This window comes from Acidipila sp. EB88, from assembly GCF_003858395.1.
GTDB lineage: Bacteria > Acidobacteriota > Terriglobia > Terriglobales > Acidobacteriaceae > EB88.
In genome coordinates this window covers 3,142,701-3,156,217 of the sequence record NZ_QWEV01000005.1, presented here as the reverse complement: position 1 = coordinate 3,156,217, position 13,517 = coordinate 3,142,701, and the positions used below count along the sequence as shown (strand labels likewise).

The window sequence follows — 13,517 nt, the reverse complement described above, 5'->3', positions numbered from 1 at the left end:
CGGAGTCTGCGACGCAGGAGTAAGGCACGCTCGTCGTCGGCGCGAACATTTTAAGTCTCGAAAAGTGGCCCCCCGGCTACTTTCGCTGTTACCGACAACACGGGCAGACGAGTTACCTGGCAGAAACAGGGCAGCACATACGCTGCCACGCGTTCCTCCGGAACCGTGCATGCAAGGGACTGAACCTTCCAGAACTACTCACCTTGTCGCGAGAGGAGTCAAGGCGCAGATCGCCCGCGCGCGCAAGAGGAACTGCGGAGAAGGTGGGTTGCGGTGCTGAGCATCGAGCTTCATTGCCTCGGCCGGACCTGGCCGGGAGGGGCTTCCCTCCTGCCGAGCCGCGCGGGGGGCCTCGTTTCTAGGCCACTCCACTGCCTGCGCTGCGCAAAGCGGCGGAGCGTGGGAGACAGCAAGGCTTCTTCATCACGATCAGCGCGGGACGTTGTGCGCGTTTGCCTGCTTGTCTGCGCCGGGTAGCACGACCTCCTCCGTGGATGTTGTGGTGGTGCCGAACTTTGGATTGAGGTAGTGATCGAGAAACGCCAGCTCCTTCTGCCAGGCGTCGAGACGATGCGCTGGCTGCGAAAAGCCATGCAGCTCGCCGGGATACGTGAAGTAGAAGTAGGTCTTGCCATGGGCGCGAAGTGCCTTGGCGAACTCAGCGGACTCGGCTGGCGGCACCTGGGGGTCGTCCTCGCCGTGCATCACCAGCAACGGCGTCTTGATCTTATCGATCGAGAGAAGCACGTTGGCGCGCTTGTAGCTGTCAGGCTTTTCCGAAGGCGTGCCGCCCATCTTCATCATCCAACGCACGGCCGAGGGGTAGTTGGTCCGATACACAAACAGTTCGCGATCAACCACGCCGTAGAGCTCGATGGCCGCAGCAAACAGGTCCGGGTAGCGCGTCACCGCGTACGCCACCATGGTGCCCCCGTGGCTGCCGCCGCCGATCGCGATGCGTGCAGGGTCGGCCAGGCCGCGTGAGACGAGATACTGTGCGCCGGCAGCTACATCGTCCACCTCGCCGCCATTGCTATCTCCAACGTTGAGGTTGCGGAACGCTTCACCATAGCCGGTGCTGCCGCGATAGTTCGGCTCCAGCACCACGTAACCCTGCTGCGCGAGAAACTGCGCCCACCCATCTGCGCGAAACACATCCTGCCCTTCGGGGCCGCCGTGGATCCACAGCACAGCAGGCGATCGAGCGCCAGGCTTTGCGGCACGCGCCGGATAGAGCAGCCCCGCGATCTCCCTTCCGTCTGCGCTCTTCCATGTCACCCGCTCCGGCATCTCGGCAGAAGTCGCGAAGGTCTGCAACGTGGTGTTGGTCAAAGCACGCGGCGCAGTTCCGGGGACGAGATCCTGCACATAGATGTCCGAGGTCTGCACCGGCGACTGGTGATTGAAGTAGAGCTGCTTGCCGTTCGGTGACCATCGCGGCTCTGTAGTGAAGCCGGCTACGCTGAACTTTGCTGCCGCTTGCGCTTCGCCGCCACGCGCAGGCACGAGCCAGAGATTTGTGGCTTCGGCTGTGCCCCGGTTCGACAGAAAGGCAATGCTCTTCCCGTCGGGCGAGAACATCGGCTCTTGATCGTCGAAGCTTCCTTCGGTGATCTGCTTCGGCTCGCCGCCCGTTGCAGGCAGCAGGTAGATGTGGTCCCACCCGGAGTTCTGCAGCACAGTCGCGAGTGTCTTGCCATCGGGCGACCAGGTTGCGCCCCGTATGGACCAGCCACCGCCGCGATCGACAGGCGCGGTATACAGGGTCTTCGCTGTGCCGAGCGACTGGCCGGAGTGGCCATCGAAGGGGAGCAGGTCCAGGCGTCCACTGAAGTAAGCTTTCTCGCGGGATACGTACACGATCTCCGAACCGCTCGGGGACCAGCGAGCCTCTCCTGCCTCCTGCCCCGCCGGAGTCAGGAAGCTGGTGGTATTTCCGTCAGCGCTGACAACGAGAAGACTGTTGACGCCTCTTCGACCGCTCTGAAACAGAATCCATCGGCTATCCGGCGACCATTGCGGCTCACGATCCGCGGCCTGCCGAGGATCGCCTGCGCCGGCAGGTGCGTTTGTCAGGCGCGTGGGTGCGCCGCCGCCCGTGCTAACGACCCAGATGCTGCCCTGGTTGGCGAAAGCGATTCTTGTGCCATCGCTGGACCACGCAAGATCCGTTTTGCCTCCCTGCATGCTGGTGAGCGTAACGGGCCAACCGCCCTCGGAGGGCATCAGCACAATTTGCCCTGCACGCGTGAAGGCGATCGTTTTCCCATCTGGAGACAACGCAAACTCCCCGGTGGGCTGTTCCGCGAGAAGATCCTGCAGGGTGAGCTGTGCGGAATGTGGGGTTTGCGCATGGCTGGCGAAGTACGGCAGAACGTAGAGCACTGCGAAAGCCAGGCTGCAATGAAGGGCTCGCTGCATCAGGGTGTCCTCATCGAGAAGGGTTGGCGGCGGATCAAAGCCATGCTTTAGAAGTGATAGCGCACGCTGATCTGTGCGGAACGTGGAAGCTGAACGTTTTGCAAGGCGCCAAAGGTTGTGGAGGAGGCGTTGTTGCCATTGACAAACTGCTGCGCCGCGCCCTGGTTCGTGATGTTGTAGATGTTGACGTCAGCTTCCACAGACTGCCGGTCGGTCAGTCGAAACTCACGGCCAGCCAAGGCGTTCCACTGCACAAGCCACGGGCACCAAATCTGCCCTTCGCCCCGATTTGCGTACTTGAAGCGGTACGCGGTCGCAAGCGGGTTGGACACAGTGCGGCCGCCGATGCTCCGTGTGGCAGGACCGAACTGCCCGGCATAGGGTGTTCCCAGAGCGGTGAGCGTTGTAATGACGGGACCTCCAGGCGTGCCGGACTGTGCTGTGAGCGTGCTCGACACGCGCAGGTTCCACGGGGCCTTGTAGGTTGCGCTGGAGCGGAATTGGTTACGCTGCCACATGCGATCGCGGGTGTCTCCCGTGTAGTCGTTCGTGACATAACCACGCACCGAACCGATGCCGGCATTGTCGGCGAACTTGGTGGGTTCGAGGATGGCGGATGGATCATACGGCTGCCAGGTGCCGGCGATGTGATCAGGCGAATAGGTGTAGGTGCCGAAGAGCTGCACGGCCCGAGTCTGCTTGCTGACGGTGATCTCGTATCCCTGGTACACGAAGTAGTTCCAGCGGTTGTTTGTGATGAAGTAGGTGTTGTTCAGTGCTGGATTCACCAGGCCACTCCACACGGTACCTGTGCCCGTGTTGGTGTAGACCTGGTTGGTGTCGTAGGCAGCCGGCCGGTCCTTGTAGTTGCGATCGATGTAGCTGACGTCCAGGGTGAGTGCGCCGGGGAGCTGGGCGCGATAGCCGAAGATCCACTCTTCCACAAACCCCTGGTGACGGTGGGGATCGAAGGTGCGCCCCGAAGCGCTTGCGCTTGTTCCGGGTGTCACGATGGTGCTGAGTACAGAGCCATCCGGGTTGTAGTAAGTGTTCGTGGTGGTCGGCGTGTTGGTTCCACCGATGGCATTTGCCCCGAGATAGCTGGCGTTTGTGATGTCAGTAATCTTTGTCCAGCTGGCACGAACGACATTGCGTTCGTTCTTCGTGAGCACATAGGTTGCGCCTACGCGCGGAGCCCAGTTCCACGAGTGCTGAATGGTCTGTTTTGCGATCTCGTCCCGGGACGAGATCCAGTCCGGACGCAACCCTGCTGTGACAGCTAGCCGTTGCAGAGGATGCCAGCGATCCTGGACGTACCAGGCGTAATCGTTTGCGCCAATGTAGCTGGTAAGCAGGCTGCTTTGACTTACGGACTCCGTGTTGAAGACGGTGTAGCCCTGAGCGGGATTCGCCGCGTTGTTCAGTACAGCGTTCTCCTGGATCAGTGAGCCGTTGTTGGCGTAAAACGTCGTGGTCTTGCTCAGCTCGTGCGGTTCGAGATAGTAGCCGGCCTCGAGCTCGTGCGTTCCAAGACCCTTTGGTATCGAGTACGCCAGGTCTCCAGTGATGGTTGGCTTGCTTGCAGGATTGGTCGTTACCGAGTTGAGATTGTTGAGCGTGGCGAGCGAGGCGCCTTGTCCGACCAGCGTTCCTCCGGAGAGAGTATCGGTGGTGTAGATATCGATCTCTGGCTTGCCGCCGACGCCATCGATGGCGCCAAGGCTGGTGTTGACACCCTTGTTGTTAAAGGAGATGAGAAAGCGGGTGCTGAGCCGCGAGGTCCACTGCGAAAGCAAACGCAGACCAACCGCGGAGCCGCCATCCTGACCATGCGCGATGTTGGTGGCGTACCACTGATAGTTGCCGTCCTGCTTGCGGCTGTCGAACTGAAACAGCCCCATGAGGCGGTGCTTGTCTGACAATTGCACCGAAGCATTGCCAAGAAACACAAAGCCGCGTGACTGGTTCGCAAACGTCTGGAATCCTGGAGCGATCTCGCGCAGGAACGCATCCTGCGTGCTGGTCTGGCTGATGCCATCATCCCGATGGATGTAACGGCCAGAGGCGAAGAACCAGGCGCGCTGCTTCACAATGGGGCCCCCAATCGCGAAATCTGGTTGCTCGGTCGCGGATGCGGCTGCATTTCCATTCGGCACATTGTTCCCGTTCAGCCCTGCTGGACCGGTGAGCCAGAGTACGGAGCCATGATAAAGATCGCTGCCGGAAGGGCTGGCGAGATTGATCACCATCCCCATGGCAGCCGGTGAGGAGGCATCATTGCCGCCCGTCTTGATCTGGATATCGCCGAGCGATTCATTCGCGATGCTGATGGTGTTGGAGGGCCAGTTCTGCTCGAAGCTGCCTACGTCCATGCCATCAAGCAGGGTGGCATGGTTCTCGTTCTCGGAGCCGCGCAGGAAGTATGTCTGTCCACCCTCGGCATCACTGGAAGCACTGATGATGCCGGGAGTGATTTGCAGCGAATCAGACCAGTCGTGCCGCCCGGTGATGGGAACATTGCGTAGCAGTTCTCCGCTGAGATTCACTGTCTGTTCGGCGTTCTGTGTGTCAATCAATGGAGGGTCGCCCGACACCTGCACTGCCTGCGCCTGCGATCCAATTACCAGCGGCACGTCCACTGTGACGTCGAGCCCGGCTCTCACGATCAAACCGACACGGACGAACTTCTCAAAGCCGCTGCCCACTGCTTCCAGGCTGTACTCAGTGCCTTGCGGCAGATCGTTCAGGCGGAAGTTGCCTTCCGTGTCGCTCATTGCAGTAAAGGTGCCACCTACCGTGGCGCTGCGCGCAATGATGCTTACGTTGGGGATGATTGCGCCGGAAGCGTCCGTTACCTTGCCATGGATCGTGCCGTTCGAGGTTTGAGCGTCCCCTGTGCTGCTATGCAATGTGGGGATGGCAGCGATCAGCAGCAGTGCTGAAAGTGCCTTCCCTTTCGCGCCGAAGTGCCTGGTTCGCTCGGGTGAGTAGGGATGTTTCGGGGTGCTGCGCACACGTACCTCCTGGAGTCCATGGGTCGGCCAGTGCGCATCTAGGCGCACCGCCGCTGAGAGCACAACTACGGAAGCTGTCTCGCCGTCTTACCTGATTTTGAATACGAGGGGTGGGGTCAACAGCGATGGTGCCGCAAGACGCTCATGCTTCTCATGGAGCCTCCTCCTGGTGCGAAGCTTTTGCCTTCTGCTTGCTCGACCCGGCAGACGCGCCGTCAAGCGATACCTGCCGGGACGCGGAGTAAAGCAGCGCGTTGAAGAAGAAGCGGTAGGTGACCTCAGACTGTGCGCGATACTGGGGGCGAAATCCGAACAGGATGACGCGGCCCTTGCCTATTGGCTCTTCCGCAAGGGCCGAGGTTCCCCTCAGATACTGGCCGCCCAGAATCCACCCGCTCAACAACGGCTTGTCGCTCGTGTAGGAGGCAACCGACACGGCATCTCCCGTGACCTTGAAACTGGGGCTTTGCTCAAAGAAGACCGGAACCCTGGGAGCAGAACCGAAGGCAAGCGGGTTCGACGTATCCACCGAAACCTCGAGGATAGAACCGGGAATGTAGAACTCCGTGTTCTTGACGCCTTCCAGCGCATCCGCTACCGGGCTGTCCTTTTTCGCGTAAACGTCGGACGCTTTATTGAGCGCAACGATTGTGCCGCCATCGGTCGCAAATGTCCTGAGACTTGCGAGACCAGCCTCGCCCAGACCGCCTCTGAATTCGGGTGGCGTCTGTGGACCATCGATGCCTTCCCCGCCGTACTCCTGCGCCCCCGAGGTGACAGCGCGCGGAGAACTGTCGGGCAGGATCACCACGTCGAAGCGTCTGCGTAGGTCGCCCCGGCGTACGTCGGCGTCCACGACCCTGGTGTACTGGATGTTGTTCTGGTCGAAGATCCAGCGCGTCCAGCCTTCATCCATGGAAGGCACCCAGCTCTGATACAGCGCGATGCGCGGAAGTCGCACTTCGAATGCGGGACCTTCCGGCGCTGCCGGAAGCGCGTGTATCTCGACCGGGAGGTTGCTGGCGATCGTGGCAAGCCGTGCGCTAATGCCACTCTGCTGCGGGATGTAGATCGTGTCGGCCTCGATCCCGGCGCCTGCTATCCGGTACGCACGCACACCCTGCTTCAGCAGGGCGAGCAGTGCGTACAGGCTACTGTTGCTTTTGTCCCGCATGGCGTAGCCCGCGGCGCGCTCGTCTGCCTGAAACGTGCCCTGTCCCGGCGTCGCATGCGTGACAGGCATTGCTGCCACGTTGAATGCATGCTCTACCGCAACAGCCTTGATCCCGAACAGAAGCGGCAGAGTTTGCGCTGTGACATCGTAGGGGCGCTGCAGAGGGCCGCCCGGGTATTCGGGGATGTTGGGATACTTCTGGACCTCGAGCACAGACTTGGCGAACGCTCCATAGGGCTGCGCCAGGCGCACCACGTAACTTCCGCGCTTGTATTGTCTGCCGTCTGCTTCGAAGTCATCGCTTGCCTGCTCGACCTCGTTGGCGCCGATCAGGAGGGTGTTGACCAGCCGGGCGGTGTTTGCCGAATCTGCCTGGTTGGCGGGGATGACATAGGCGTACGGACCCGACTTGGGGTGCACCGCGTGCTCGCCGATAGTGTAGAAATTTCGAAGGTAGCGCTCACGATAGGTGGCCGCATTGGCGGCAATCGAAAAGAACGCGTCCTGCTGGTAGGCCACGATGTCACCCAAAGTCCAGTGGCCGCCCTTCCACGGGTCGGGAAAGTTCCATGCCGCGACCTTGGCGTCGTAGCCGATTCCACGATCCAGCTTGTCGAAGGGTATGTCAATCGGCGACGCAATGTTGACGCTCGCGGACTCGGTCAGCACACGCAGGCCGTTGTGCAACGCGATGTAATCGCGAAGCGGCGACCAGAAGTCGTAGACGCCGTGCACCAGGACGCCCTGCTTACCGGTTTGCGCTATTTCGAGAGCCGTGTTGGTTCCGAGTGCATTCATTGAAGAAACCAGCAGCGGATCGACGTTCGGGTCGATCGGGTCAACCCAAGGGGGCAGATAGATACGCGGTCCGTTTGAACCCATCTGGTGCAGGTCGTACAGAATCTGTGGATGCCAAGGATTGATGATCTTTTCAACCGCCAAGCGCGTTTCTACCTGAGTGAACGAGCTCCAGTCGCGATTGTCATCGTGGCCTGTGTAGTGGGCCCACAAGGTCACGGGGCTCGTGCCCTCATAGGGTGTGCCGAGGTACTTCTTGTACCAGTCCACCACCAGTTGCTGCCCATCAGGGTTGAGCGAAGGAACCAGCACGATGATGACGTTGTTAAGAATGTTCTCGATTTCGGGCGTGTTTCCGGTCGAGAGGCGATACGCGAACTCGGTGGCACTTTGGGAGCTGGCGATCTCTGTGGAGTGCACGTTGCACGTCACGACCAGTACGGTCTTACCGCGTGCGATGAGGGCTTTTGCCTGCTCCTCGGTGGTCACCCGCGGATCTGCAAGTTGTGCCTGGATTTTCCGGTACTCGTCCAGGTGCGCGATGTTCTCCGCAGAGGAGATCGTCACCGCGATGAAGGGTCTTCCTTCTGTCGTCTTGCCGACTTCCTCATAACGGATGCGGTCAGACTGCGTGCCGAGAGTTTTGAAGTATGCAGTGAGCTGCGTCCAGTCAGCCAGCTTGCGATCGGTTCCGGGCTTGAAGCCGAAGGCTTGCTCAGGCGAAGTAACGGCTTGCTGGGCGGGAGCAGAGGCAGCAGCAATCGGCAGGATCAGCGTAAGAATGATGGTGAATAGCTTCATCGAGTCCTCAGCCAGACAGCACACGGAGGTGAGTGCCTGCGCTATATTGCCTTCAGTTGAAGGGACAACTCTGGTTTGCCTGGATTCAGAAGACATCGACTTCCATGCCTGCCGGGACTTTCCTGCGAAAGTGACAGTTGGAAGCTCCGCGTTGTTACCGGGACATTAACAACAACACAGGGAAGTGACGCGACAACAAGGCATCTGCTTTGGGAAAGCGGCCGTCATTGGGTACGAGCTCGTCACAATGTCTGGATCATACATGCAAGTTCCGCTCGCACCAACAGAATGGTGTGGCACGTTCCGCTCTAACGCTGATCCGCTCTGAATCCACTCCGGTGGAAAGTCGTTGTTGCCGTCTGGCGCAGCTGAGACGATGCGTGTAGCCGCGCTCGCCAAGACGGCAAGCCGCGCAACGTACACCGTGACCCGCGGCCGTTCAAGCAGTGATGTCTGTGAAGCCCAAGGCAAGATCCCCGAGGGACGCATTTCGCTCGTCATGCTGACAGGCACTTCGACAACGCGAGCTGCTTTCGCCCGTGCTCAAAGGGCTGTGCTCCCAATCCCACGCGGGAAGGCGACGCTCACACCTCTTCGCCACGGACGGAAGGCCAAGAGCTTCTCTACTTGTTTCCGGTTCGCTGGCCGCCCGGCTTGGCTTGAGCTAGACACTTGGCAGCACGTGCCAGGCTTGCCGCTTTGCTGAAGCCCCGATAACTGGAGATTGCGATTACGGCATCGATCAAGGGCCACATCCTTGTACCTCCCTCCAAGCGCGAAACAAGTGCGAGGGGCTGCTTTACGCATATGTCTCCGAGGACGCGGCGTATTGTGGCTTTCAAAAGCGCCCGCAATACTTTCCCCCCTGTCGGCCATCCCAGGAGAGCGGGATGCTTTCGAGACAGGTCAAAGTTGTGTTTGCCATACTTTACCTTGTGCCGATAGAGCTCGACTATGCCTATCGGGTTCCGATGATAGACGGTAGCAGCGTCTGTGTACCGGATCTGGAACCCGGCAGCGCCAAGCCGTATACCAAGGTCCGCGTCGTCAAACCCCAGCGTTCCGTCATACGCTCCAACGCTCTTTAAACAAGATGACCGGAACGCGGCGTTCGGCGTCGCAGCATAGCGAGGCGCATCTTCTCGCGAAGCATCGGGTTGTTGTACCCAGCTTTTCGCGTACCTCTCAACAGCCGTCTTGGTCGACATCGGCAAAATTCTTCCGCCAACCGCCGCCACATCCGCGGGAAGCGTTTGAAACAGCGTGACAAGCCGCTCAATCCAATCCGGCGCAACAACGCAGTCCGCATCCGTGCTCAGGATGAGGCTACCGATCGCCTCTTCGACCCCTGCGTTCCTCGCATGGCCGGATCCTCTTCGGGCACAGCAGATAAGTCGGGCCCACGGAAACGCAGTGAGCACGTACTGGCAGGTACCATCGCCCGATCTGTTATCCACCAGAAGCACTTCAAACAGGTGCTTTGGGTACGTTTGAACGTGCAGGCTCGTCAGACACGCACCGATCGTGCCATGTTGTTAAAGCATGGAATCACCACGGAGACGTACGGCTCTTTTTCATTCCACATGCACCTGCACCCGTTTTCCTATGCTCAACCTCGATCAGGTAAGCGGATCTTCAGCATCGCGAATACTTGAACCATCGAAGGGCATGATGGGAGCGGCACAAGAAGCACGATGCCCTTTCGCACCACGGAGATCGCCCCGCACCTCCCGTGCAGGATTCTCAAAGAACTCTGATCACCCTTACTGTGAAATGATGCGGTCACCTAGCGGGCCCGCCTGAAAGCAGACACATCGCTTGCACGAAGCATCATGCTGGGTATTTTCATTCCCAGCCGAAGTGGATAGCTGCCGATCACAAAGCTGAACCGACAGGCGGTCGCCAACAGCAGCGCGTATGCAGCACCTTGCAACCCGTATCTCGGAATCAGCCAGTACATCAACGGCACAGCCGTGAAGAGACCACAGCCCTCCAGAAGCGTCACCGTCCCAGGCAGACCCCTGGCCATGAAGGCCTGTGCGAGCACAGACGTCACGCCGTCAAGAATAGCCTCGCCCAGCAAGATCCGGAGGATCCCGGCGGCCCCGTCGTATTTGTTTCCGTACACCACGGCAAGCAATGCCCCGCCAAAGAAAAACAGGGGCGTTGCAATCAGCAGCAGCCCTGCCAATGTGGCCCGTACAGCTCTGCCCGTAAGCTCTGCTACCTCGGTCAGAGGCCGTCCCGCGGCGCTCGGCAGGAGGATCGTATTTACCGCGCTCGGCAGAACGTTCAACAAGCCGGCCACACTCTGGGATACGACATACATCCCCATGGCGTGCGCTGGAAGCATGCTGACGACGAGCAATCGATCTACCTGGTTTGCCACAGTTCCCAGCAGATCGGCGCCCCACGCCCGCAGCCCGTAGCTGAACAAGGGGCGCATCACCTCCATGCTGCCGGAACTCAGGCGGGGTCGAAAGTGGCGATAGACCCAGACACCATTCCACACGGTGATCGGGATGCCCGCCAGAAGATAGGTCAGCGCCGCCGAGGACACGGTGACCCCGTGGGCTATCCACCCTATACAGAGCACACAAACAATGGAGAGCGGCTGGGCGACGCGGAAGAAGTTATACCACCTGAAGGCGCCTGCGGACTGCACCATTGTGGCGAGCGTCACCCCCAGCAGCGACAACGGAGAGATCAGCATTGCCCATTGCGCGAAGCGGATGAGCCCGGGAGAGTAGCTATGAAGCGAGTGCGGAATGACAAGGAACCCGATGATCGAGGCCACGCTACCCATGAGTGCACTTACCAGGAGGGCCGCTGCAGCTACGCTGGATGCTTGTTCTGGATGCTTCCTGATCTGATACACGGAGGCAATGGGGATGCCGAGGGTGACTGAGTAGGCGAGGAACTGCGGCCACATGATGGTGGCCGCTAAAGCGCCTCTGCCGCTCGGACCGCCCGGCGCGGGGCTTCACCGCATCCGATGATCCGTGCTTCCTGGTATGCCACCGCTTGTGTGCTGGTGCAGAAAGCGGCCGTGACCTTTCCGCTGCAGTGCAGCGGCGCATCGCGAGCGGCTGTGCTTGCCCATATTGCGCGCGGGTCGCATCTCACCTGCGACGTCCGTACATGGACGCAAGCGAGGAGATCGCGATGAAACTGATTGGCGTTGAAGAACATTTCGTCACCCCGACAATTCGCGCTGCATGGGCCGCCTCTGCGATTGGACAAGAGGGTACTGGATCGTTTGACCAGGGAGACGTGGAAGCGCGGCTTGAGGATCTTGGCGCGCAGAGGCTGGCGCTGATGGACGAAGGCGGGGTCGACGTTCAGGTTCTCTCGGTCACGACGCCTGCCCTTCACAATCTGGAAGCCGATGAGAGCACGCGTCTGGCGCGGGAAACCAACGACCTGGTCGCCGCTGTAGTTGCCAAACACCCCACACGCTTTCAGGGTTTTGCAACGCTGCCGACAGCATCGCCGGCCGTGGCGGCAGCCGAGCTTGAGCGCGGAGTTACGCACCTCGGCCTGGTGGGCTCGATGCTATGCGGCCGCACCCGCGACAAGCACCTGGATCATCCGGACTTTTTACCGCTGTTTGAAACCGCCGCAAGGCTGCGGGTCCCGCTTACCATTCATCCCCAGATTCCGCAGCGCGCTGTCAAAGAGGCTCTTTACTCCGGCTTCAGCGAGCAGATCGACACAGCATTCGCCGCATTCGGGCTGGGGTGGCATTACGAAGCTGGCATCGAGTTTGTTCGTTTGATCCTCGCGGGTGTTTTTGATAAGTATCCCGGGTTGCAGATCATCTTGGGGCACTGGGGCGAAATCGTCCTGTTCTACCTGGAGCGACTGGGTTCCCTGGCACGCGTGGTAAAGCTGGACCGACCGGTAGCGGACTATTTCAAGCACAACCTGTACGTGACCCCGAGCGGTATGTGGAGTTCTGCTTACATGCAGCGCGCTCTCGAGATCGTCGGACCCGAACGCATCCTGTTCTCCACGGACTATCCATACCAGTACAGGCCTGGCAAACCGGGCAGAACCTTCGTCGAAGAATGCTCGCTCAGCCCGGAACAAAAAGAACTTTTCGCTCATGGGAACTGGGAGAAGCTGGTGGGTAAGGCAGGACAGAACGCTTGAATGGGGTTCCACAAGCGCGCAACTGCGGTCCAGTGGTCCCGACACTCCCCGCCCTTCACGACTGCTTTCGGGGTGGGCTCCCGAGAAGTTCAGGCAAGGGCTAAGGCGAGCATCCGCTCAGCGTCGGGCAGCCTGCTGCTATTCTCGATGGGCGGATCGTGCAGAATGAGCGTTCGAACAGGCACCGACGCATCTTTACTTTGCTGACCGCAACAGATTCAATCGGTTTCACCCAGAATGGAGCGACAATGCGCAAACGTACGCTAGCTTTTGGTTTTGCCCTGGCACTTGGTTCCATCACAACTCTCTTCGCAGCCCCGGCACCTGTCTATCAGTACAAATTGAAGACGATCGACGGCCAGCCCGCTACGCTCAGCCAGTACAAAGGAAAAGTACTGCTGCTGGTCAACGTTGCCAGCAGTTGCGGGTTTACGCCGCAGTACAAGGCGCTTGAAGCGGTGTACGAGAAGTACAAGGATCGTGGGCTGGTGATCGTCGGCATCCCGGCGAACAACTTCGCGAACCAGGAGTCCGGCAGCGACCAGGAAATCAAGACATTCTGCACCCGCAAATACCAGGTCACCTTCCCGATGATGTCCAAGGTGTCGGTGCTGGGTGCGGATAAGACGCCGCTCTACCAGTACCTGACCGACAAGTCTTCGGACCCTTCGTTTGCCGGCGACATCAAGTGGAACTTCACCAAGTTCCTGCTGAACCGCGAGGGGAAACCAGTAGCCCGTTTCGAACCTGCGACCACCCCTGACTCACCCCAAGTGATCGCAGCAATTGAAGCCGCACTCGGCAAGTAAGCTTCTGGCCCGCTGACTGACATGCAGAGCAGGTATTCCGGAGTCGGGGTGCCTGCGAGCTGCGGAGCGAGTCGCAGTTCTGGCAGAAACAGAGCTGCCAAGGTACACCCCTGCCGGCGTGCACTGGCTTCGGCTCAATCCGCAGCGCTGTTCCCCCTTCCGGATCTCTATTGGCCTGCCCTCCGGCGCTTCGTTAACACGGGCCTTGCTTTACTCCTTAAAAAGACTGCACATCGCATATCTCGCATGGAGCAAAACGCACGAGGACGTTTCCCGTATCACGACGGGGAGTGCTCCCGAAGCGCTTGCCGAGTGTGGGATTCTGTGCGTGGCTCCAGCCCGTGC

Annotated in this window: 7 protein-coding genes and 1 pseudogene; 2 read left to right on the top strand and 6 right to left on the bottom strand. The window is 59.9% G+C overall.

Going from position 1 to position 13,517, the window contains the following annotated elements; genetic code table 11:
* Positions 1-429: 429 nt before the first annotated feature.
* From D1Y84_RS13395 to D1Y84_RS13375, 6 genes and pseudogenes are all read right to left on the bottom strand, one after another.
* Complete coding sequence (locus tag D1Y84_RS13395; protein WP_124849140.1) at positions 430-2,421, bottom strand: S9 family peptidase; 1,992 nt, start codon at positions 2,419-2,421, stop codon at positions 430-432.
* Between the two features lie 47 nt (positions 2,422-2,468).
* Positions 2,469-5,435 carry a TonB-dependent receptor gene (locus D1Y84_RS13390; RefSeq protein ID WP_158615478.1) on the bottom strand — a complete coding sequence of 989 codons (2,967 nt, stop codon included), beginning with the start codon at positions 5,433-5,435 and terminating at the stop codon, positions 2,469-2,471.
* A 151-nt stretch (positions 5,436-5,586) separates the two neighbouring features.
* Complete coding sequence (locus D1Y84_RS13385; RefSeq protein WP_124849138.1) at positions 5,587-8,208, bottom strand: M14 metallopeptidase family protein; 2,622 nt, start codon at positions 8,206-8,208, stop codon at positions 5,587-5,589.
* A 623-nt stretch (positions 8,209-8,831) separates the two neighbouring features.
* On the bottom strand, positions 8,832-9,674 hold the full coding sequence (locus D1Y84_RS18950; protein ID WP_370245770.1) for a glycosyltransferase family 2 protein: 843 nt from the start codon (positions 9,672-9,674) through the stop codon (positions 8,832-8,834).
* A 320-nt stretch (positions 9,675-9,994) separates the two neighbouring features.
* Positions 9,995-10,336, bottom strand: a complete 342-nt coding sequence (locus D1Y84_RS18675; protein WP_255424383.1) for a polysaccharide biosynthesis C-terminal domain-containing protein — start codon at positions 10,334-10,336, stop codon at positions 9,995-9,997.
* Positions 10,322-11,155, bottom strand: a pseudogene (locus tag D1Y84_RS13375) (oligosaccharide flippase family protein); the annotation flags it as partial. The pseudogene D1Y84_RS13375 and the gene D1Y84_RS18675, both read right to left, overlap by 15 nt.
* 218 nt (positions 11,156-11,373) lie before the next feature.
* Between D1Y84_RS13375 and D1Y84_RS13370 the strand changes: the two are divergent.
* Positions 11,374-12,363, top strand: a complete 990-nt coding sequence (locus D1Y84_RS13370; RefSeq protein WP_124849136.1) for an amidohydrolase family protein — start codon at positions 11,374-11,376, stop codon at positions 12,361-12,363.
* 248 nt (positions 12,364-12,611) lie between these two features.
* Positions 12,612-13,172, top strand: a complete 561-nt coding sequence (locus tag D1Y84_RS13365; protein ID WP_124849135.1) for a glutathione peroxidase — start codon at positions 12,612-12,614, stop codon at positions 13,170-13,172.
* Positions 13,173-13,517 lie beyond the last annotated feature (345 nt).